The sequence below is a fragment of the Lacrimispora sp. 38-1 genome (assembly GCF_049890855.1).
Classification (GTDB): domain Bacteria; phylum Bacillota; class Clostridia; order Lachnospirales; family Lachnospiraceae; genus Lacrimispora.
Genome location: NZ_JBANEW010000043.1, coordinates 213,872 through 237,379 on the forward strand (window position 1 = coordinate 213,872; position 23,508 = coordinate 237,379).

Sequence of the window (23,508 nt, forward strand, 5' to 3'; positions counted from 1 at the left end):
TCAATGTATAATATTTATTATATTCAAATATTACGACAAGGGGATACCTGCATATGAAGACAATAAAAGGCAAACTGTTTTTTGTTATATTTCTTTTGTTATTTGCAACCTCAGCAGTCAATGTGATTACAGGAATCAGTGCCAGTTATTACAGTATAACGGAAAATACGAAAAGTGACATGAATGCAATGGGTGAAATTGCTGACACTGCATTGGCAGCAGAGATCAGCCTGTTAAAAGAACAGGCACAAAGTCTTGCCAGTCAGATGGGTGAAGTGCAGTCCGGTGATTTAAGTAAGAAGCTTAATTCCATGGATTCAGCGTTAAAAAACACAAAGTTTAAAGCGCTTGCAGTTGCCGGTCCGGATGGAAAGTTATTCAGTACGGATAAAACTCTGGATGGGCAGGATTTTTCAGCAAAAAGTTTTTTCACAGACAGTTTAAATGGGAAAACCACTATTTCCTCTACGGAAGCTTTGGACAATCAGATGGTATTTTACGTATGCTCTCCCCTGCCCTCTGGTTCCGGTGTGGTAATCGGTGTTTTAGACAGTCTTTATTTCAGCAGGATTATTGAAAATATTGTGATTGGAAAAACGGGTAATGTATTTATGCTGGACAGCACAGGTACCTTCGTTGCCAATAAACGTCCAAATCTGGTTGAGGAAAGACAAAACTTTATAGAAAAGGCAAAAACAGATCCTTCCCTGGTAAATGCAGCAAAAGTCTATAATAAAATGATAAAAGGGGAAAAGGGAGTAGACCGGTATGAATATGAGACAGGAGCCAGAATCTGTGCATATGGTCCGGTGAGCAATTCCGACGGCTGGTCCTATGGAGTGGTAGCACCACTTAAAGAAATGACCGCCTCTATCATTTATACGATTATCCTGCTGCTGGTTTCCTCCGGCATTTTAATTATAATCGGCATAATCGCAAGCTTTATACTGGCTAACAGCCTGTCAAACCCCATAAAGAAAATAACCGGACGGATGGAGCTTTTGGCAAACGGAGATCTGGAAAGCCAGGTTTATATACATAACAGTAAGGATGAGATCGGCATTTTATCAAGAAGTATTGCTGATATGATAAGTTCCCTTAAATCCTATATTCAGGAAATAGCATATATTTTACAGCAGGTGTCTGCCGGCAACTTAAACGTGTCATCTGATGTGGAATACAAAGGTGAATTTATAGAAATACAGACATCGTTAAACCAGATTACGGATCAGTTAAATAATGCATTCAGGGAAATCATTATTTCCGCCAGAGAAGTAAACAGCAGCTCAGAACAGGTGGCGGAATCTTCCCAGCAGTTATCACAGGGAGCCACAAGGCAGGCCAGTTCTGTGGAAGAAATAGCGGCTACCATCTCTGATATCTCCCATCACATCAGTTCCAATGCCGCAAATGCAGAAAAAGCCGGAGCAATGTCCCAGCAGGCAGTAAATCAGGTGAGCAGCGGGCAGCAGGAGATGGATAAACTGGTGAAAGCAATGAATGAGATCAGTGAAACATCAACCGAGATCGGAAAAATCATTAAAGTTGTGGAAGATATTGCTTTTCAAACCAATATTCTTGCTCTGAATGCAGCTGTGGAGGCTGCCAGAGTGGGAGAGGCCGGAAAAGGATTTGCAGTAGTGGCAGATGAAGTACGGAACCTGGCAGGAAAAAGTGCGGATGCAGCCAGGGATACGGCGGCCTTGATTGAAAAATCCATTGAGGCCGTGAAAAACGGAAATGAAATTGCCTTAGAAACCTCACATTCCCTGGAGCAGATTGTAAAGAGTACACAGGAGGTTTCCCAATTAATCAATGAAATATCAGGCAGTTCCTCAGAACAGTCCGAGGCAGTATCTCAATTAAAGGTCGGCATAGAGCAGGTTTCCGGAGTGGTACAGTCCAATGCTGCCACTGCAGAGGAAAGTGCAGCGTATGCCCAGGAGCTGTCCGGGCAATCCTTAATCATGACAAATCTGGTTTCCAAATTTGAGTTAACGGACGAAAACAAATAAAAACGTGTTTTTTAGCCCATGACACCATTCGTGTCACGGGCTATTTTTTCTTTGTTACGGCAGGTGTCTTGCATATTTCTGCATAATAGAGGATTATAGGAAAAAGGAATAAAGAATATAAAAGCAGGAGGAATTATAAGAATGGCTTCAATTGCAACAGAATTTTTTAAGGTTGTTTTCTTAGGAATTGTGGAAGGAATTACGGAATGGCTGCCGATCAGCAGTACCGGTCATATGCTGCTTGTGGATCAGTTTTTACAGATCAATGCCAGCGGGAGCTTTAAGGAAATGTTTTTCGTTATGATTCAGCTGGGAGCAATTCTGGCTGTAGTGATTTTGTTTTGGAATAAGATGTTCCCCTTTCAGTGGAGTGATAAAAACAGACCTTTCCTTATAAAAGAAACGTTTCTAATCTGGATTAAAGTAGTGATTGCATGTGTGCCCGGAGCAATTGTGACAATCCTTTTTGATGATTATATCGATGCCCGGTTTCAGACTCCCGGTGTTATTGCAGCAGCCCTGATTTTTTATGGAGCCGCCTTTATACTGATTGAAAACTGGAATAAAAAACGAACACCTGCCGTAACAAAAATAGCAGATATCAATTACAGGACAGCATTTATCATCGGGTTATTTCAGGTGCTTTCCATTGTCCCCGGCACTTCACGTTCCGGTGCGACCATAATTGGTGCGCTGCTCATTGGAGTATCCCGCACGGCTGCAGCTGAATTTACATTTTTCATGGCAGTTCCTGTAATGTTTGGTTTAAGTGCCATAAAGATATTGAAATTTGGCCTTTCATTTACAGGGGAGGAACTCTTTATTCTGGTGTCTGGCATGTCGGTTGCGTTTGTTGTCTCAATACTTGTTATAAAATTTCTGATGAGTTATATAAAGAAACATGATTTTAAGGTTTTTGGCTGGTACCGCATTATTCTTGGTATTTTGGTTTTTCTTTATTTTTCAGTAAAATAAAACTCAATTTCTCTGTTGACTCTGACACGGTGTCAGGGGTTATGGTCGGTTTGAAAGGAGAGTGAAAAATGGATTCGATATCATTCTTAAAACAGAGCATAATCACTGATCCCGGTTCATTAAAACATTATTATGAAGTGCTGCCAAAGGAAGCCTCCCAGCTGCTCGCCACCGTCAGGGGGTTAATAATTCATGGAGATCTTGGAGGACTTTATGGCATTACCTTTGGCAGAAATCAGGCAAAGGAAGAATTGCTGCGGACAGTACCTCAAATGCTTGAAAAACTGCTTGAAATTGATCCGGGGCCATTGTCCTGCATTCGTCCTCCCAAGCGTCGTCTGGTTGGGATGTGCCGGGACTACGCATTGCTTTTTGTGTCTTTTTTAAGACATAAAGGCTATCCTGCCAGAGTTCGGTCAGGTTTTGCCGGTTATTTTCAAAGTGAAATGCCATATGAAGATCACTGGCTGGCTGAATATTATTATGCAGAAGAACAACGCTGGGTAAGGGTAGATGTACAGCTTGATGAAATTCAGAGAAAATATTACGGCATCCCGTTTGATGTCCAGGATATGCCTTCAGACGCAGGTTATATCCTGGGTGGAGAGGCCTGGCTGCAATGCAGATCAGGAGTAAAGCACCCCGAGGAGTTTGGTTATAATAAAAACTGGAAGGGCTGGCATTCTGTAAAAGGAAACCTGCTTCATGATTTTAACAGTCTGCTGGGTATGGAGCTTCTCCCATGGGATTTATGGACAGAATTAAGCCTTAAAAAATATGGTGATTTAAGCAGGCAGGAAAAAGAGTTACTGGATGAAATGGCGGAACTTACAGTCAGAGCGGATTGCTCCGGTAAAGAGCTGTCCTCTTTATGCCAGCGTCTGCCTGGTCAATATATGGAGGCAATCCAGTCCAAGCTTCGGTTATCGAAAATCGGGAAACAGGAGGGGGTTTCTGATCCGGATTTGCTGGAACCAAAGCTTTCTTTATTGTCATTTGATAAGAATGAACAGATACCTTTGTCATTGAAAAAAAATGAACCGTTCCTGGAGATAAAAGGCTGCCGCCAGAACAACTTAAAAAACATTCATATATCCATCCCAAGGGAAAAACTGACTGTTATTACAGGGGTGAGCGGAAGCGGAAAATCTTCCCTGGCATTTGATACGATCTATGCAGAGGGAAGGCGCCGTTATTTAGGAACCATGTCAAACGCGGCACAGATGCAGGAGATGATTGAAAAGCCTGACTTTGATTCCATACAGGGTCTTACGCCCACAATAGCCATTGAACAGAAAAAAGGAAGTTTAAATCCCCGCTCAACAGTTGGAACCCTGACTGGGATTTCCGATCAGCTGCGGATGCTCTTTGTATCAATCGGTACGCCGTATTGTCCATACTGCAGAGTGCCAGTGAAGAAAGACAGCAAAAACAAAAACCGCTGTCCGTCGTGCGGACAGCTTTTTGAAAAACTTACCGTATCCTCCTTTAATGCCAATACTCACGCAGGCGCATGTCATGAATGCAATGGGCTGGGAGTTTTATACCAGGCGGATCCTGACAGAATTGTGGAAGATGAAAATCTGTCCGTTCTTGATGGTGCGACTTCCTACTTTGGGAAGCTCAGGGGGAAAAAACCGACAGGGAACTGGATGACGGGGGAATTATTTGCCATAGCAGCGGATCAGGGCATTGATTTAGAGATTCCGTGGAAGGACCTGCCGGGAGAGTTTAAACATGCACTGTTTTACGGGACAGGAGAAAAGATATACCGGTACTCCTATAATTCCGGAGGGCGGAATACAGAAATAAGAAGACCTGCGGCAGGTGTCCTTGCACATATAAACCGGCTGTTTCGGGAAGCAAGAACAGAGAATAATCCACAGATCCAATATATGCGTAAAATCCCCTGTCCCGTCTGCAATGGAGAATTATTATGTATAGAGGCACGCTATACCACTATTTTGGGCTATCGTTTTCCAGAACTGTCAAAGCTTCCTGCCAATAGACTGCTGGACTTTATTTCCACTTTGGAAAACTGCCTGCCAGAACAAAAGAAGGAGCGGGCAGCAGAGGTTCTGCGGGAAATCAGGATAAGAATTCTGTATCTTATTAAGGTCGGTCTTCCATATCTGACACCTGGCCGTACAGCTCCCACACTATCCGGAGGTGAGCTTCAGCGGGTGCGGTTGTCTGGCCAGCTGTTAAATGAATTAACCGGTCTTACCTATATTTTAGATGAACCCTCTATAGGTCTTCATAAAAGAGACCATCATCTGATGATTGATACCTTAAAGAGTTTAAGAGATAAAGGAAATACGGTGATTGTAGTAGAGCACGACAGGGATACGATGCTGAGTGCGGATTATTTAATTGATATGGGGCCCGGAGCAGGAGTATACGGCGGTGAAGTGGTGGCTGCAGGAAGGGTTGACCAGATAGAGAAGAATCCTTTGTCAGTGACCGGCCGTTTTTTAAGGGAAGGCGGGGGTAAACGCATAACATCTCCCAAAACTCCCCGGGAATGGCTGGTTATTAAAAACTGTACAGGAAACAATCTGAAACATGTAACTGCCCATATTCCCCTTCACGTAATGTGCTGTCTGACAGGGGTAAGCGGGTCTGGAAAAAGTTCCCTGATTTTCGGTTCCCTGATTCCGGCTTTACAAAAAGCATTCAGGTGCCGTGGGAAAGCGTTTCCCATCAGTCAGTCACTGACTGGCTATGAGAATATAAGCGGAATTAGTATGATGGATCAGAGCCCCATTGGAAAATCCTCCCGGTCCACGCCTGCCACCTATATGGGTGTTTGGGATTCTATACGTGCTCTGTATGCAAAACTGCCGGAAGCGGCAGAGTATGAAATAGAGGAAAGCCATTTCAGTTTCAATTCAAAAGACGGACAATGTCCCCATTGCCAGGGACTTGGGCAGATAAAAATCGCTTTTCAGTATATGGCGGATCATTACGTCACCTGTCCGGAATGTAAGGGCAGCCGGTATCAGGAGCGGATACTTGAGGTACTGTATCAGGGAAAAAGCATTGGAGATGTTCTGAATATGGATATTTCCCAGGCAATTCCTTTCTTTTCCAATATCCCGGAGATTGAAGAAAAGCTGGCTGTGCTTGATGAAGTCGGGCTCTCTTATCTGAAACTGGGGCAGAATACCGTTTCTCTAAGCGGCGGAGAATCCCAGCGTTTAAAATTAGCCAGAGAGCTGGGGACAAAACAGAAAAAGCACATGCTTTATGTTCTTGATGAACCTTCCACAGGTCTGCATTTCCAGGATATTGAAAGATTGCTGAAGATTTTTAACAGACTGACTGCTAAAGGGCATTCGCTCCTTATTATTGAACATAATATGGAAATCATAAAGTCGGCAGACTGGATCATAGATATGGGGCCGGAAGGGGGAGAAAAAGGAGGACAGATTATTGCAGAAGGAACGCCGGAGGAGATCAGAAAGAGTACAGACAGCATAACCGGCCAGTATCTGGACGGGGGTGTCTTATGAGCAGAAAGTTAAATGATACCTGGCAGTACAGGCTTACAATCTATCTGGTGAGCCAGGGGATTTCACTTTTTGGATCCTCAATAGTCTCTCTTGCCATTATCTGGTATGTGACATTAAAAACCCAATCGGCATTTGCTGTGACAGGTGTAACTCTTACAACCTTTCTTCCCCAGGCAGTGGTAATGCTTTACGGAGGAGTGTTGGCTGACCGGTATCCGTTAAAAAAGATTGTGATTTTAAGTGATTTTATGATTGCACTGTCAACTCTGGTACTTGCTGCTATTTTCATAACAGGCAAAGACAGCATTTTTTGGATTTTCTTCTTTCACACACTGCGTTCATTGGGGGCAGGGATTCAGCTTCCCGCCTCTAAAAGTATTCTGCCCCGGATTGTACCGGAACAGGCTCTGATTCGTGCAAACAGCTTAAATACCGGAATCTGGAGCTTGATTCAGCTTGTGTCACCGGGAATTGGCGGGCTTGTGATGAATGCAATGGATATGGAAGCTGTTCTTCTGATTGATGTGGGAACTGCTGCAGTGAGTATATCGCTTCTGTTTTTGTTAGAATTGCCTGAATGGAATCGGGAGCAGGAGATGGAGAATACAAAAGAAAGACTGATACAGGGATTCTGGTATATTATGAAATCCAGGTCTTTGAAAAGGTGTCTGTTTCTTTATTCTGTTTTTCAGTTTCTGGTGGTACCGGCCTCCCAGCTCACTCCGCTTTTAGCTTCTTCCCATGCAGGCAGGGAGGTGTGGATGCTCAGCGTTATGGAGACGTCATTTTCTGTGGGAGCTTTGACAGTCAGCATTCTTATGGCTTACAGTAAGAGTTCATCTTTTCCGTTCCGGATGATCGGAGTGTCATCCGCGGTTTTTGGCATCACCATGATATTGCTTCTGCCTGCCCGGGGAATTTTATTGTTTGCTGTTCTCATGTGTATGATGGGGGCCGGAAGCCCCCTTTATTATACCCCTCTGATTACTTATATTCAGGAACATACACAGGAGAACTATATGGGACGCACCTTCTCCTTTGTAGATTTGTTATCTACTCTGGCAATGCCGCTGGGAATGGTGGTATTTGGACCTCTTGCATCAGTCAGTATTCTTATGTCCTTTGCAATTCCAGGAACCCTGCTGATTATCCTTGGAATGTGGATTATTAAAAATATGTGACAAAGGCGGGGCTGCTTATTTTGCAGCCCCGCCTTCCGGTCTATAGTTCCATAAGAGGAATCTGTATTTCTGTTAAATATTCTTCCGGGTTATCCGTATCCTGATGGTCAATAATGGTGATCTGCCGGGTGGGCGCCCCCATGGCACAGGGCTGGTTTTCATCAAGCCATCCGGCAAAGGAAAGATAAGCTCCCGCTAAATTTTCATATGGCCCATAGACCATCATGCCTGCCATCTTGGGGACTGGTTCAAGGGTGCGGCAGGTAAAAACCCCCCTGCTCTTTTCTAAACGTCTGACGATCAGACAGACCTCCATATCAATTCCGGAATCTGAATATTCCTCATCATGATAAATGGCAATACCGTTTTGACGGCTTTTATCGTATTCGATATGTTCCCTGGAGACAAAGTCCATCAGTTCCTTCCAAAGCTGTCCTTCCTCGTAATAATTTTCCACCTTTTTACGGAGGGAGATAACGGGATACGAGGGCACTGATTTAACGGTTACATTGCAATACTGGTTAAGTTCATTGCATTGTATCTGGGTAACGGCCAGACGGATCTGTTCAATGCGCTGCTTCTCCAGTTCAATCATCTTCTCCATATCCTGTATTTTCTCTCCCAGCCGGCGGATCAGATAGCTGTCATTCCAGTTATACAGAAGTTCCTTTGTTTCGCCTACTCCAAAACTGAGTTCACGCAGCATGACAATTTTCTGCAGAAGTGGCACCTGTTTCGCAGAGTACATGCGGTATCCGGTAACCGGATCTCTATAGCAGGGCATTAGTAACCCCTGGTTTTCATAATAGCGCAGCATTCGCACCGATACATGGGTCAGTTTTGAAAAATCACCGATTCGAAGCATGGGTTCACCTCCATGACACCAGTATACGAAGTGTTTTATTATACTTCAAGTACATTTTTATAAATTCCCAAAAGATTCAGTTGTAATTTGAGTGTTCATTTATTAAAATAGAAACAGTAAAATAGTCAGCATTATGATTAAAAAAAATAATGGAAGGTTTGACGCTCAAAATAAGTTATTTAAAATAAAAATCTGCCTTCCATGGCTGCTGTATAAGTGATAATGTGCATGGGACAGATGGGAGGTTCCATGCACATTTTGTCGTTTTTTGACAAATTACGTCGGCGGCGGTAACGAAAATAATGGTATTGCGTACAGATGGATATGCAAATCGGAAGGATTTGCATGAAAGGGAGAGATTGTATGATAAAATTATTAATTGTAGATGACTCTGTTTTTTCACAAAAAGTGACTGCCAGCATTTTAAGAAAATATGTAGAAGAGCCAGATATCCAATTTGCTGCCGACGGCTGGGAGGGGCTTAAAAAATACAAGGAGCTGAGGCCGGATTATGTATTTGCAGACCTGCTGATGCCGGGACTGGATGGGCAGAGCTTAATCAGACTGATCCAGGAATTTGATCCGTCAGCGAATATTGTTGTGGTTTCTGCCGATGTCCAGAATCATGTCAGGGAAGAGATTGAAAAACTTCATATCTTGACATTTATTAATAAACCTTTTACTGATGAGAAAGCCCGGATTATCTGTAATATTATGAAGGAGAAGGACAATGGAAAACCGTGATATGACACAGGATATTTTAAAGGAGCTGTTTAATATCAGTGTAGGACGTGCAGCAGGAATCTTATCAGATATTGTTCAGCAGAAAATACATCTGAATGTGCCCAATGTGAAAATCCTTAATGTTTCCTCGGAACCATATGCGATTGATGAGTATATCTCGATGAAAAAAAACGGAACCCTAATGGTATCCACTCTTTCATTTAAGGAAAATTATACGGGCAAGGCAAGCCTGATTTTTTCCGCAGAAAAGATGAAGACATTTATCAGTCTCTGCCTTCAGGAAGAACAGACGGACACAGATGATATGGATTTTAACGATGTAGATTTTGATATTATAAAAGAAATTGGCAATATTATATTAAACTGTATTATAGGGGAAACAGGCAATCTATTGAATATCAGTTTTAAATATACACTTCCGGAAGTCAGACTCTTTAATCTGCCCGAATTTAAATATGATTATCAGAATACAGGTAATTTATATGTTTTGATTTTATATATTACGTTTGTGATTGGTGATACAGAAATTGAAGGTGCAATTATTGTTGATTTATCGCTTCATTCGCTGAATGATTTATTAACAAGAATAAGCCAGCTAGAGGAATCACTATATGAATAAATTATTGTATCAGGTACTGGATAATCTCAATGAAGGGATTGTTATATTAAATGAAAATTTGCAAATCTTGTACTGGAATTATTATATGGAGGACATCACCAGTCTGAAGAGGTATCATATCCTTAATCAGTCAATTACTGATGTACTGCCCAATCTGGGCAGGAAATATTATCTGGATGCCTTTCATGAAGTACAGGAACAGGGAATTATCCGGTTCTTTTCCGGTGCAATCCACAAGCAGATGTTAAATAATTCCGATCATTATAATTTGAAGGTCACCAGAATTGAAAATGACGGAAAACATTTTATTCAGCTGGAATTCATCAATGTTACCAGTCAGTTTAGTCAGATTAAGCAGCTGAAATCCTATGTGAATCAATTATGGGAAACCAATAAGGAATTAAAGGAGAAGGAAAAGACAATTCAGAAGCTTGCATACCATGACAAATTAACGGGAGTTGCAAACCGCAGTTTGTTCTATGAAGTTTCCGCCAGTTTACTGGCCCAGGCAAAAAGAAATAAAAGTCTGCTGGGGCTTATGTTTTGTGATGTAAATAAATTTAAGTCCATCAATGATACTTATGGGCATGAGTTTGGGGATAAGGTACTGATTCATGTTGCGGAGCTGTTAGGTAAGGCAGCCAGGGAAAATGACCTGGTCTGCAGGTATGGAGGGGATGAGTTTCTCATTCTTCTTCCTGACATGAAAGAGGTGGAAAATTATAATACTGTGGCCTCCAGAATCGTGGAGCTGACTAAAGATGCGGTGGAAATTCAGAACATAACGATTCCTCTGTCCATTAGCGGAGGAATCAGTTTTTATCCGATCGATGCAGATACCATAGACCAGCTGATTGTAAAAGCGGATGCAGCCATGTATGTGGCGAAACAGCTGAAGGGAACGGAAACATACTTTTACTATATGGAATAAAGAGCCGGCTAAATTCTTCTTAATGTTTTTGTCTATACGATAAGTTATGATTACTGAAAGTCATATTCAGGGAAAGGGCGGTAATTGCGTTGAATAAAACGGTGGACTACATTTTAGAAGTAGCTAAATGCGGGGGGATTACCAAGGCAGCGAATAATCTCTATATCACGCCTTCAGCACTCAGCAAGTTTGTACAGACAAAGGAAGAAGAGCTTAAAGTCAAGCTCTTTAACCGGATAGGAAAAAAATTCGTATTAACTTATGCAGGCGAACGCTATGTAGAGATGCTACAGCAGATGATGCATTTAAAACAGCAGATGGACAATGAAATGAGCCGGATATCCAGCATGTATTTGGGCAGATTACGGATTGGATTTCAGTTATCTCTTGCGGAGACAATAATCACTTGTATTATTCCGGAATTGCAGAAAGAGTATCCGAATATTCAGATTATGATAGAGGAAGGTAACTCTACTGAACTGCTGAATATGCTTAATAATAACCAGCTGGATATAGCGGTAACAGTTGTCTATGCAGAGCCGGAGGGTATAAACTGCACAGTTTTAACAGAGGGTGAATTGATTCTTGCGGTGCCGCGTCAAAGTCCGCTTCATGAGGCCGCTGTGGAAAAAAGCGGCTTTTCCTATCCTTGGATTAATTTAGAAGACTGCATGGGGCAGCGGATTATACTGTTGTCTCCCGGGCAAATCTTCAGAAAGTATTCGGATCAGATCTTCCAGAATCAAGAAAGGAATTCTCAATTGGATATCCTGGTTAAAACAACCAGAACTGCACTGCTTTGTGTGGCAAATCAAATGGGAATTACGGTTAATGTGGATATTCTGGTAAAACAACAGCGCTTTGAGAACCGGGTCGGTATGCTGTCATTTGGTGATAAACCTATGATCCACAAGCTGGCAGTATTATCAGCAAGAAATAGTATGCTGACAGATGAGATACAAACCTTTGAGTACATCTGCAAAAGGTTTCTTTAATATCAACCTAAAAGTAAATAAAAGATGAATTTATTGCGATTTACATTTATATTATCCCCATACTATAATCATTAGTATAGAATGTACGTACATCTGAATCAAGAATATTTCATATTTAAGTATGGAAAGGTGGAGAAACATGAATACACTAACGATTTGTCTGATTATCAGTCTGTTGACCGTAATCAGCTATGTGTGGGGAAAAATCAGTATGGCAACCACTGCCATGATCAGTTTTGCAGCCTTCGTGATAACTGGCTGTGTTGAACCCAATGATGCTCTTGCAAATTTCGGAAATTCCAATGGTATTATGATTATGTCCATGTTTGTGGTAGCGGCAGGACTTCAAAGAACTCAGTTTGTAAAAATGGTAGCAACCAGTGTAAATAAATTTTCCGGAGGTTCTCTGGTAAAGGTTATGACTGGTTATGTTATTATTACCATTATCTTAAGCCAGTTTATTCAAAGTCCGTTAATCGTATTCGGCATTATGTCCCCGATGATGGCAGCAACTTGTAAGGATATGAATATCAATCCTTCCAAGGTTATGTTTGCGCTGGGGATTGCAGCAATTGCCACATGCTCGGCTATGCCTCTTGGAAGCGGAGCAACCGTTAGTGCAGAGCTTAATGGATATCTGCAGGCAAATAACTATACAGATTTTGTTGTGGCTTTGACCGATCCAATGAAAGCCCGTTTCCCGGTACTGATTGTATGTGCAATCTATTGCATCTTCTTTGCAACAAAAGTTGCACCTGATATATCCGTAGCTGCAACAGCAGATGAGAATGGAAGAAGAAAGCAGGAAGATCAGAAGCCTCTGCCTCCATTTCAGGAGAAAGCTGGTTATATCATTTTTATTCTAACAACATTAGGACTTATTTTTCAGCAGTCTATCCCAAGATCAATTGTTGCACCAGCTTGGATGATCTGTATGGTGGGAGCTATTCTCATGGTAGTTACCGGTGTGCTGAAAGGCAGAGAAGCATGTGCATCCATGAACATTCCCATGTATTTACTCTTTGTTGGTTCCATGACTATGGGAAGTGCATTATCAGCTTCCGGTGCAGGTGCAGTGGTTGGTGATTTCCTTGCTGGCATGGCGGGTAAGGTTGGAAACCCGTATATAATTGGATTTATTTTCTTTTTAGTTCCGTTTTTACTTACCCAGGTTATGCAGAACAGAGCAGTTATGCTTATCTTTATCCCTATTGCTATTCAAGCCTGCAAAAGTATGGGAGCCAATCCTGTTGGAATCATCATTATGGTGCAGGCAGCCTGCCTAACCGCGTTCATGACGCCAATGGCAACTCCGGCAGTACCTATGTATATGGCAGCAGGTGGATATGATTTAAAGAATGTAATGAAGCAGTCTGTTATTCCGGCAATTCTCTTCTGTGTTGTAACTGTTTTCTGGACAATGACAGTAATTCCGATGTACTAATAAATGCAGAATTGTCAGGCAGATGAATAGAAGGAGAAAGTGCAGTGAAAAAAGTATTGAAACTTGAACGGAACCGTAAAAGCATCACTTTACTGGATAACTTATTATATTCTACAACAAAGGACAGCAGTGGAAATGAACGTAAGCTATATTTATCGATGATGCTGCAGCATGGAAATGTAGAATCCAGACTTGCAAATGGGTTAAAACCAGATGGATTTAAGAGTGAAGAACGAAAGCCGGTGATAATTTTTGTGCCGGGAGGCGGTTACCGGGGCAGTGATAAGAATCTGATGGTTCCTGAAATGGTATTTATGGCAGAGGCAGGTTTTGCCGTAGCTTCTATTTATTACAGAAGCAGTTCAGAGCATGTATTTCCTGCTCAGATAGAGGATGTTCTTACAGCTGTCCGTTTTCTTAAGGCTAATGCAGACCAGTACGGTCTCGACAGAAACCAGATCGGAGTAATGGGGCGGTCTGCCGGCGGACATTTGGCTGCTCTAGCAGGTATGAATCTGACCGAGTACGATACGAAGGAATGGAACGAGTATTCTTCAGAGGTTCAGGCTGTATGCGATTGGTTTGGCCCGGTAGATGTTCCTGCTCTTATAGAAAAGGAACGGGAAGCCATCAAATCAAATCCTGATTACAGGTGGAAAACGCTTGAAGAAACACATCCCGGGGCATTGATGGGAGGAGATCCTGAAACAATGGCAATGCGTTCCGTTGAAGCCAGTCCGCCATACCGTATAACAAGCCGTGCCTGTCCAATACTTATTATGCATGGAGATCAGGATAGGCATGTGCCGGTTGGAGTAAGTGAGATGTTTTATGAAAAACTGGTAGAGGCTGGATTGGAAGATCAGACAGAATACTATATAATCCAGGGAGGCAACCATGGAAGTGATGAATTCTTTCAGCCTGAGGCAAAAGAAATCGTGCTGGAATTTTTTCAGAAGAGATTGAAAAAATCGGAATAATTGGAGGCTGTTATGAAAATTACAAGATTGGAAGCAATAAATGCCAGCAAATATCTATTTTTAAAAATATATACGGATGAAGGAATTACTGGTGTAGGAGAAGTTGGTGCATGGGGTTTTTTAGACGGAACTTTAGGTGTTATTAAAAAATTTGAAGAATACCTGATGGGGAAAGATCCATTTATGGCTGAGTACCACTGGAACTATTTATACCGCAGCATGTATTTCCGTGGGTCTGTTATTATGAGTGCGCTGGCTGCAGTGGATATTGCGCTCTGGGATATTAAGGGTAAAGCTCTTGGTGTACCTGTCTATGAGCTGTTGGGAGGCAGATGCAGAGATAAGGTAAGGAGTTATGAAGCAGTGTTCAAATTTACTCCGGAAGACATGGCAGAGGAATGCAAACGTTTAAAAAGCCAGGGGTATGATGCGGCAAGGCTTATGATTACCGGAGATATCAGAAAAAAACAGGCAGGCCGTGAAAACAGTATTTTTAACAAAAAAATAAGCGATTACATTAATAAAGTAAAAGCCTGCCGGGAAGCAGTGGGAGATGAATTTGATTTGATTCTGGAATGCCATAGAAGTATGGATCCGTCAGAGGCGGTGGCATTTGCAAAGGGAGTTGAAGAATTCCGCCCTCTTTTTCTGGAAGATCCCATTGCACCTGACAGCCCGGAAAGTATGGCTGATGTGGCAGCACGTACCAATATTCCGATAGCAACCGGGGAACGTTTCATAAATATTCAGGAATTCGAAACGATTTTACAGAAGAAAGCAGCAAAATATGTGAGACCGGATGTGTGTGCGTTAGGGGGGATTACCCCCTGCAAGAAGGTTGCAGCAATGGCAGAGGCCAATTATGTCAAAGTAGTTCCTCATAATCCGCTGGGCCCTGTATCAACCGCAGCCTGCTTACAGCTTGATGCAGCTATACCTAATTTTGCAATACAGGAATTTCCATCATTCTATCATCAGGGGAATGAATCTGAGATGACAACAGAGCCATTTCATGAAGAAGCAGGATATATTGTCATTCCTCATGCACCGGGAATTGGTATTGAGCTGATTGATGATCTGGCTGAAAAATTTCCGGCTAATCAGAGAAGCATCTCGGCGCAGACAGCATATGACGGGTCTGTATATGATATCTGATGGTAAAATGAAGATGAGTCCGAAAGGAATTTAGCCTTTTTTTTAATGATGGCATAAAAACCGGTCACAAAGACTGACTATGCATATAATATACCGTATATATTAAATCGTGAGGTATATTATGGACCAGTACACAACCAGACCGTCAGATGAAGTACATGTAGGCTATGTGCGTGTTATGCACACAGTTCCCAACGCTCCCAATGTTGACATATACGTGGATGATGAGATGATTATTGAAAATCTTGCTTATGGAGATTTTACAGATTACTTACCTGTACAGGAGGGAACCTATAAAGTTTCTCTTTATGTAACGGGAACTCAGGATGCTCCTATTATTGAAAATATGCTTCCGGTAGAGCGGGACGTAATGCTCACCGTGGCTGCAGTGGGAACTCCTGATAACATCGGACTGCTTTCCATCACCGATGCTAATGGAGAAATTGTTCAGGGGAGAGCGATGGTACGTTTTATACATTTATCTCCTGATGCACCTGCAGTGGATATTACACTTCCAGATGGAACTGTAATTTTCCGAAATGTTGCATTTAAGCAGATTACTCCTTATATTGCCGCAGATCCCATGAATTTAACGCTGCAGGTCAGACCGGCAGGGTCAACTGATATCGTGTTAGAGATTCCCAATGTTCCCTTATCTGAAGACAGTTTTAATACAATTTATGCTGTCGGGCTTCTGCAGGGGAATCCCCAGCTTGAGGTTCTCTTGACAACAGATGAATTTTAGGGTATAACTTAAAATTAGTAGGGAAAAACAGATAGCTCTTTGTGCAGGAGTTATCTGTTTTTCTATTATCAAAGAAATTAAGACAAAGGAGATGGAAAAATGGTAAGAGAATTTCAGGCAGATGATTTAAGCCGGATTATGGAACTATGGCTGGACACCAACATACAGGCACATGATTTTATTAAAAAAAGCTATTGGCAGGACCATTTCAGTGAAGTAATGGAGATACTGCCAAAGGCATCTGTTTATGTATATGAAGACAATGGAAGCATACAGGGATTTATTGGTCTGATGGACAGTTATATAGCTGGAATCTTTATTTCCAAAGACCATCAGTCCGGAGGAATCGGAAGCCGGCTGCTTAATTATGTGAAAGGTAATCATGATGAGTTATCATTAAAAGTGTATGAAAAGAATAAACGCGCCGTGGATTTTTATTTAAGAGAGGGGTTTCTTGTGACTGAAAAACAGGAGGATAAGGAAAACGGAGAAGTGGAATACCAGATGTCATGGAGCCGGAACTGGGCTTAAAAACGAAACAATTGACAAAATCAGGCTGATGCGCTAGAATGCAAGCATATACTTGCATATGGAGGAAGGCTGATTGGACGATACAAGTCAGAAAATCATTGATGCAGCTATGGAACTTATTAAAGAGAAGGGATATGTTGCTACAACGACAAAAGATATAGCAGGCCGTGCCAATATCAATGAATGTACCATTTTTCGGAAATTTAAAGGTAAAAAAGAAATTGTCCTTACTGGAATGGAACAGGAAAAGTGGCGTGGGAATATATCACCGGCAATTTTTCAAAATGTTAAGTGGGAGCTCCAGCCTGATCTGGAGATGTTTATGCGTAATTATCTGGATCGTATTACCCCGGATTTTGTTAACTTGTCCATTGGACTTCGGGCGCCCCAGATCTATGAGGATACCAGACCCCAAATTTTGAAAATACCGAAGGCATTTCTTGAAACATTAATTATGTATTTTGAAACAATGCATGAGAGGGGAAAAATCCCTTTTCTTGATTATGAGTGTCTGGCAATGACGATTTTTTCCTCTACATTTGGTTTTACCTTTTTAAAAGCCTCCTTTAATGACCAGCTTACAAAGATCAGGCAGGAGGAGTACATTACAGGCAGTGTGTCTTTGTTTTTGAAAGGAATTGAACAGGAATAACAGGATCATGATTCAGTGGTATCATCATTTATTGGTGATGCCATTTATAAAAAACAAAATGCAAGTGAACACTTGCATTAAAAAGGAGGAGTTACTCATGGATATAACAGGTGCCCAGCTTTTTGTAAAAGCCTTAAGAATGGAGGGAGTAGATATCCTGTTTGGATATCCGGGCGGTCAGGCAATCGATCTTTTTGACGCACTGTATGGGCAGAGTGAGATTGAGATAATTCTGCCTCGTCATGAACAGGGATTGATTCATGCTGCTGACGGATATGCACGGTCTGTCAAAAAGACCGGAGTTTGTCTGGTTACCAGCGGGCCAGGTGCGACGAATCTGGTGACAGGCATAGCAACAGCCAATTATGACAGTGTTCCGCTGGTATGCTTCACGGGACAGGTGCCGACGCATCTCATAGGTAATGATGCATTTCAGGAAGTTGATATCGTAGGAATTACAAGAAATATCTGTAAATATGCGGTTACTGTCCGAAGCAGACAGGAACTGGGAAAGATCATAAAAAAAGCATTCCATATCGCTGCCACCGGAAAACCAGGAGTTGTGGTAGTGGATATTCCAAAAGACATCCAGCAGGCATATGGTGATGATACTTATCCGGACACGGTTGAAATCAGGGGGTATAAGCCCATTGCGACAGTCCATGAGGGGCAGATAAAAAAAGCTCTGGAAGCACTGAAACAGGGAGAAAAACCTCTGTTCCTGGTTGGGGGAGGTGTACTGGCAGCCGGAGCAGGAAAAGAAATGGAAAAACTTGTGGATATTACCGGGATTCCGGTGGTGTCAACCATAATGGGAAAAGGTGCCATACCCACAAACCACCCGCTATACATAGGAAATATAGGAATCCATGCCAGTTATGCAGCCAATAAAGCAATCAGTGAATGCGATGTACTTTGTTCCATTGGAACAAGGTTTAACGACAGAATCACCGGGAAAGCGGGTACCTTTGCCAGCAAGGCAACGCTGATCCATATTGATATAGATCCGGCTTCCATATCAAGGAATATCACAGTTGATATCCCCATTGTGGGTGATGCCAAAAAAGCGATCAGTCATCTTCTTCAAAAAACAGAGACCTGTAAATGCGAAGCATGGAAGAAGCAGCTGGAAGAGTTAAAAAAGTTGTATCCTCTTGCAATGAAACAGACCGGTCTGACGCCCCAGTTTATCATTGAGAAGATCAATGAAATGTTTGACAAACTTATTGTAGTGACGGACGTGGGGCAGAACCAGCTTTGGACGACACAGTTTCTGGAGCTAAATGAAGAGAAACAACTGCTGACATCAGGAGGTCTTGGAACCATGGGCTATGGTCTTCCCGCCGCACTGGGAGCAAAGCTTGGCAATCCGGAGAAACACGTAGTTGCTGTCTGCGGGGATGGTGGGATTCAGATGAATATTCAGGAGCTGGCAACAGCAGTCGTGCAGGAGCTGCCAGTGATTGTCTGCATTCTGAATAATGGCTATCTTGGTAATGTAAGGCAGTGGCAGCAGATGTTTTACAATAACCGGTATTCTTCCACTTGCCTGAAGTATAGAAAACGGTGCAAAGCGGGCTGCACAGGTCCTGGAAAAACGTGTCCTGTTTATACTCCGGATTTTGTGAAGCTGGCAGAAAGTTACGGGGCGTTTGGGATCCGTGTGACCAGCAAAGAAGAAGTCGAGGCGGCATTTAAACGAGCCCTCAAAAATGACCTTGCCCCTACGTTAATAGAGTTTATCATTGAACCGGAAGAAAATGTTCTTCCTATTGTTCCGCCGGGAAGCCAGTTAAGTGAAATGATTATGGAATACTAAATAAGGAAGGTGAAGGATATGAAAAAAAGGTGGCTTTGTCTGTTTGTGGAAAATGAAGTGGGTGTACTTGCCAGAATTACCGGGCTTTTTTCTGCGAAAGCTTACAATCTTAACAGCCTTACGGTAGGGACGACGCAGGATGAGACGGCATCTCGGGTAACCATCAGCCTTTTCAGTGATGACCAGCTTTTTGAACAGATTAAAAAACAGCTGAACCGCATGGTGGAAGTTTTTAAAGTAATTGATTATACAGATATTGACATTTACAGAAAAGAGATTATGTTTTTAAAAATATTGAAATGCACAGAAAATGACCGCGCTTTCCTTTTTCAGTTTTCAGAGGTATACGGAATCAGAATTCTTGATTTTAACAAAGATTCGGTATTGATGGAAAGCATAAAAGCGGAAGAAGAAAATAATCTTATGCTGCAGTTATTATACAAGAGACTGGATAATCCGGTTGAAATTGTCAGAGGTGGAAGCGTAGCGGTTGAAGCAGTTTAGAGCTTTGCTGACAAAAACTTTGTGTCAGAGTCAGATCGAATTGTGATCTTCCCGTATACAAAATTAAGGGAAACTGGTATGATAATAATGATATATCAGACAAGAAATGAATGGCACAAAGGATTCGTATAATATTATGAAGCAATTAACCATAGGAATACTGGCTCATGTCGATGCAGGTAAGACCACGCTGTCAGAAGGAATTCTTTATGCAAGCGGGAAGATCGGAAAGCCAGGAAGAGTTGATAATAAAAATACATTTTTAGACACCTACGAGCTGGAAAAAGCCAGGGGCATCACCATATTTTCCAAACAGGCAGTTTTTGATATGGGAGATATTAAAATCACCCTTTTAGATACTCCGGGGCATGTGGATTTCAGTGCGGAGATGGAGCGGACCCTTCGTGTGCTGGACTATGCCATACTGGTAATCAGCGGTGCAGACGGAGTACAGGGACACACCAGAACTTTATGGCGTCTTTTGTCCATGTACCAGATCCCTGTTTATCTTTTTATTAATAAGATGGATCAGCCGGCTGCCGATCAGGACAGATTGATGAGCGAGGTAAAAAAGCAGCTTCATGACAGCTGTATCGATTTTTCCCTGAATGATACAGACAGCTTTTATGATCAGCTTGCCATGTGCAGTGAAAGCATGATGGATGATTATTTAGAAAACGGCTTGGTAAGCGGGGATCAGATCCGGCAGGGGATCAGAAACCGGACTGTATTCCCCTGCTTTTTCGGTTCAGCACTGAAATTACAGGGGATAGAAGCCCTTCTTACAGGAATCAGCCAATACGCCCTGATACCAGAGAATGCCCATGAATTCGGAGCCAAAATCTTTAAAATAACAAGAGATGACCAGGGAAACCGGCTGACTCACTTAAAGCTTACCGGCGGAGCACTCAGCGTAAAGAATACCCTGACCAATGGAGTCTGGGAGGAAAAAATCAACCAGATCCGCATCTATTCCGGAGAAAAATACGAGACAGTGAATGAAGTTACTCCCGGCTGCATTTGTGCAGTAACCGGACTTACCCAGACCAGGCCAGGTGAGGGGCTGGGATTTGAAGAAGCATATGAATCACCGGTACTGGAACCGGTCCTGTCTTATCAGATTGCCTTGCCGGAAGGCTGTGACCCAAGGCAGATGCTTCCAAAGCTGCGCCAGCTGGAAGAAGAGGAGCCGGAGCTTCATATTGTATGGGATGAACATGTACAGGAGATTCAGGCACAGATTATGGGGGAAATACAGATTGAGATATTAAAGACCCTGATCTTAGAACGGTTTGGAGTGGATGTATCCTTTGATACGGGAAGAATTGTATACAAAGAGACCATTGAAAGCCCTGTGGAAGGTGTGGGACATTTTGAGCCGCTGAGACACTATGCAGAGGTCCATCTTTTGCTGGAACCCGGGGAACAGGGCAGTGGTCTGGAATTTTGTTTAGCCTGCAGTGAAGATCTGCTGGCCAAAAACTACCAGAAACTTGTACTGACTCATCTGGAGGAAAAAAATCATAAAGGTGTGCTGACCGGATCTGCAATTACAGATATGAGAATTACTCTTGTATCAGGAAAAGCTCATCAGAAGCATACGGAAGGCGGGGATTTCCGGGAAGCAACGTACCGGGCGGTGCGCCAGGGCTTAAAAGAAGCTCAGTCGGTACTCTTGGAGCCATATTATGGTTTTACGCTTGAACTGCCTGAAAATCTGGTAGGAAGAGCAATGACAGACATTGAAAAGATGTGTGGAACCTGCCAGATATCCCATACAGACGGAGAAGCTGCAGTTCTTACCGGCAGTGCGCCGGTGTCCGTCATGAGAAATTACCAGAAAGAGGTATCGGCATATTCCAAAGGTATGGGAAGGCTGTTTTGTACCTTAAAAGGTTATGAGCCCTGCCATAATCCGGAAGCTGTAATGAAAGAGTCTGGCTACGATTTTGAAAGTGATCTGGACAATCCTGCCGGTTCTGTATTCTGTTCACACGGTGCCGGGTTTGTGGTTCCCTGGGATCAGGTAAAAAAACACATGCATCTGGAGCCTTTCTTAAAACTGTCCCAGTCAGAGGCTGCTGAGGAGACCCTGGGGGGCGGATCTTCCGGCCAGGAAAACCCCCTTATGAGTCTGGAAGAAATCGACCGGATTATAGAAAGCACCTTTTATGCCAACAGAGGGAAACGGACAGAATGGAAGAGAAAAAAGCCTGTTTATGAGACCCGCAGGGATCCGGTCTGCTATAATATGAATCATTCAGAACAAAGGGAAGAATATCTCCTTGTGGACGGTTATAATATTGTATTTGCCTGGCCGGAGCTTGCCAGTATGGCACAGGAAAATATGGATGGTGCCAGAATGAAGCTTCTGGACCAGCTGTGCAATTACCAGGCAATCCGTAAATGCCAGATCATCGCGGTATTTGACGCATACCGGGTAAAGGACCATCGGGAAGAATTTATCGCCTATCATAATATTCATCTGGTATATACCAGAGAGGCGCAGACAGCTGACCATTATATTGAAAAATTTGCCCATGATAACAATCGGAAATACCGGATTACCGTTGCCACCTCCGACGGCCTGCAGCAGATGATCGTAAGGGGAGCTGGATGCGCTTTGTTATCAGCAAGAGAGTTAAAGACAGAGATGGAAGCAGCAAACAAAAGAGTGACTGAGGAATTTCAGGATTCCAGACCAAAAGGCCGTAATTTTCTTCTGGACGCTCTTTCAGATGAGGCAAAAGAACAGTTAAAAGATGCGGGCGGTAAAGAATCATAATTGATGAATGATCCTATAAAATGGCACGGTCCTTACTGCAGAAAGAAATGAATGACACAGGAAGGACCGGACGGATTTTATTTGTAACGGCCGCTGGAGGTGATAGAAAGCTCATATTGATCGCCCAGGATGCAGATATCATCGGATAAGAGCGGTTCGTTCCCCCTGTAGCAGACTCTCTGGATACACAAAAGAGCAGTTCCCGGCGGCACTGCCAGCATCTCAGATTCTGCAAAGTCTGCAGATTTTGCAAAGATTTTATCAGCAGCAGACTGGATCTCCAGATGATATTGCTGCTCCAGAAATTCATAAAGACCGTTAAACTTGTTTGTGAACTGCTCAATATTAGGAACCAGCGCATAGGGTATGTAGTCTTTTATTATGGCTATGGGTTTTTCGTTAATCAGCTGGATCCTCTGAATTCTGGCGATCGGGGTCCCCAGAGCCTGATGGAGCTCTTTTCCCAGCTTTTCAGTGGCGTAAATAATATCAATGTACATGCTTTTGGTGCGGACTTGAAATCCCCTTTTGCGCAGACATTCTGTAACTGAGGTGACTTTGTTTAACGATTGAATTGCTCTGGAGTCCAGTACGATCGTACCTCTTCCCTGTCTGATTTCAACAAGACCTTCTTCCTTGAGAATTTCCATGGCAGTTCTGACAGTGGTGCGGCTTACCTGGTATATCTTTTCAAGTTCTGGTTCGGTTGGAAGGAATTCTGAAACAGGATAGGTTCCATCTTTAATTTTCATTTTTATTAAATCATGAACTACCATATAAGCGGGAACTTTCCCCATAATAAATTAATTATGAAAATCACAGGGCAGCACTTGATTTTCATAATTCCCCCTTTCTTTCACATATTCATTTAGATGACACTAATTATATCATATGTTTCTTTTATAGCAAATGAATGTAAAAAAAAATATTCAAGGAGATCTCATGTGTACAAATAAAAAAAGAAAAAATGATGTTTGGCTCCATGCAAAGCCGGAGGTTTCAGTGACAATTGCATGGAGAAGATTCTGTCACTGAATAAATGCCGGTTTTGCC

19 protein-coding genes are annotated in these 23,508 nt (G+C 42.6%); 17 read left to right on the forward strand and 2 right to left on the reverse strand.

The annotated features are described in order from the left end of the window. Positions 1-53 precede the first annotated feature (53 nt). From V7D18_RS09345 to V7D18_RS09360, 4 genes are all read left to right on the forward strand, one after another. Complete coding sequence (locus V7D18_RS09345; RefSeq protein ID WP_426153662.1) at positions 54-2,015, forward strand: methyl-accepting chemotaxis protein; 1,962 nt, start codon at positions 54-56, stop codon at positions 2,013-2,015. 141 nt (positions 2,016-2,156) lie between these two features. Continuing rightward, positions 2,157-2,990 (forward strand): undecaprenyl-diphosphate phosphatase, encoded by an 834-nt coding sequence (locus tag V7D18_RS09350; RefSeq protein ID WP_426153664.1) that lies wholly within the window; start codon positions 2,157-2,159, stop codon positions 2,988-2,990. Between the two features lie 68 nt (positions 2,991-3,058). Next, positions 3,059-6,505 carry an excinuclease ABC subunit UvrA gene (gene uvrA / locus V7D18_RS09355; protein ID WP_426153666.1) on the forward strand — a complete coding sequence of 1,149 codons (3,447 nt, stop codon included), beginning with the start codon at positions 3,059-3,061 and terminating at the stop codon, positions 6,503-6,505. Further along, positions 6,502-7,686, forward strand: coding sequence for an MFS transporter (locus tag V7D18_RS09360; RefSeq protein WP_426153668.1), 1,185 nt, complete (start codon positions 6,502-6,504; stop codon positions 7,684-7,686). Before uvrA ends, V7D18_RS09360 begins: the two co-directional genes overlap by 4 nt. A gap of 40 nt (positions 7,687-7,726) precedes the next feature. On the opposite strand, the gene V7D18_RS09365 is transcribed toward V7D18_RS09360, so the two are convergent. Then, complete coding sequence (locus tag V7D18_RS09365) at positions 7,727-8,551, reverse strand: MerR family transcriptional regulator (protein ID WP_426153670.1); 825 nt, start codon at positions 8,549-8,551, stop codon at positions 7,727-7,729. 363 nt (positions 8,552-8,914) lie between these two features. Between V7D18_RS09365 and V7D18_RS09370 the strand changes: the two genes are divergently transcribed. The 13 genes from V7D18_RS09370 (at position 8,915) to V7D18_RS09430 (ending at position 22,455) form a co-directional block, all read left to right on the forward strand. Beyond that, on the forward strand, positions 8,915-9,295 hold the full coding sequence (locus V7D18_RS09370) for a response regulator transcription factor (RefSeq protein ID WP_426153672.1): 381 nt from the start codon (positions 8,915-8,917) through the stop codon (positions 9,293-9,295). Further along, entirely contained in the window at positions 9,282-9,914 is a 633-nt protein-coding gene (locus V7D18_RS09375) for a chemotaxis protein CheC (RefSeq protein WP_426153675.1), read from the forward strand. The genes V7D18_RS09370 and V7D18_RS09375 overlap by 14 nt, the downstream gene beginning before the upstream one ends. After that, positions 9,907-10,845 carry a diguanylate cyclase domain-containing protein gene (locus tag V7D18_RS09380; RefSeq protein ID WP_426153677.1) on the forward strand — a complete coding sequence of 313 codons (939 nt, stop codon included), beginning with the start codon at positions 9,907-9,909 and terminating at the stop codon, positions 10,843-10,845. Before V7D18_RS09375 ends, V7D18_RS09380 begins: the two co-directional genes overlap by 8 nt. An 89-nt stretch (positions 10,846-10,934) precedes the next feature. Beyond that, positions 10,935-11,840 (forward strand): LysR family transcriptional regulator, encoded by a 906-nt coding sequence (locus V7D18_RS09385; protein ID WP_426153679.1) that lies wholly within the window; start codon positions 10,935-10,937, stop codon positions 11,838-11,840. A gap of 139 nt (positions 11,841-11,979) precedes the next feature. Continuing rightward, complete coding sequence (locus V7D18_RS09390; protein ID WP_426153681.1) at positions 11,980-13,284, forward strand: SLC13 family permease; 1,305 nt, start codon at positions 11,980-11,982, stop codon at positions 13,282-13,284. Between the two features lie 44 nt (positions 13,285-13,328). Further along, on the forward strand, positions 13,329-14,264 hold the full coding sequence (locus V7D18_RS09395) for an alpha/beta hydrolase fold domain-containing protein (protein WP_426153683.1): 936 nt from the start codon (positions 13,329-13,331) through the stop codon (positions 14,262-14,264). Positions 14,265-14,276: 12 nt separating this feature from the next. Continuing rightward, positions 14,277-15,419: a galactonate dehydratase gene (gene dgoD, locus V7D18_RS09400; RefSeq protein ID WP_426153685.1), complete on the forward strand. Its 1,143-nt coding sequence runs from the start codon at positions 14,277-14,279 to the stop codon at positions 15,417-15,419. Between the two features lie 121 nt (positions 15,420-15,540). Further along, positions 15,541-16,164 (forward strand): DUF4397 domain-containing protein, encoded by a 624-nt coding sequence (locus tag V7D18_RS09405; RefSeq protein ID WP_426153688.1) that lies wholly within the window; start codon positions 15,541-15,543, stop codon positions 16,162-16,164. Positions 16,165-16,263: 99 nt separating this feature from the next. Beyond that, positions 16,264-16,695, forward strand: a complete 432-nt coding sequence (locus V7D18_RS09410; protein ID WP_426153690.1) for an N-acetyltransferase — start codon at positions 16,264-16,266, stop codon at positions 16,693-16,695. 73 nt (positions 16,696-16,768) lie between these two features. After that, positions 16,769-17,347, forward strand: a complete 579-nt coding sequence (locus tag V7D18_RS09415; RefSeq protein WP_426153692.1) for a TetR/AcrR family transcriptional regulator — start codon at positions 16,769-16,771, stop codon at positions 17,345-17,347. A 97-nt stretch (positions 17,348-17,444) separates the two neighbouring features. Continuing rightward, positions 17,445-19,166 (forward strand): biosynthetic-type acetolactate synthase large subunit, encoded by a 1,722-nt coding sequence (gene ilvB / locus V7D18_RS09420; protein ID WP_426153694.1) that lies wholly within the window; start codon positions 17,445-17,447, stop codon positions 19,164-19,166. Positions 19,167-19,184: 18 nt separating this feature from the next. Then, positions 19,185-19,670, forward strand: a complete 486-nt coding sequence (gene ilvN, locus V7D18_RS09425; RefSeq protein ID WP_426153696.1) for an acetolactate synthase small subunit — start codon at positions 19,185-19,187, stop codon at positions 19,668-19,670. A gap of 136 nt (positions 19,671-19,806) precedes the next feature. Further along, positions 19,807-22,455, forward strand: coding sequence for an NYN domain-containing protein (locus V7D18_RS09430; protein WP_426153698.1), 2,649 nt, complete (start codon positions 19,807-19,809; stop codon positions 22,453-22,455). A gap of 77 nt (positions 22,456-22,532) precedes the next feature. Here V7D18_RS09430 and V7D18_RS09435 read toward each other — a convergent pair whose 3' ends face one another. Continuing rightward, complete coding sequence (locus V7D18_RS09435) at positions 22,533-23,252, reverse strand: GntR family transcriptional regulator (RefSeq protein WP_426153700.1); 720 nt, start codon at positions 23,250-23,252, stop codon at positions 22,533-22,535. Positions 23,253-23,508 lie beyond the last annotated feature (256 nt).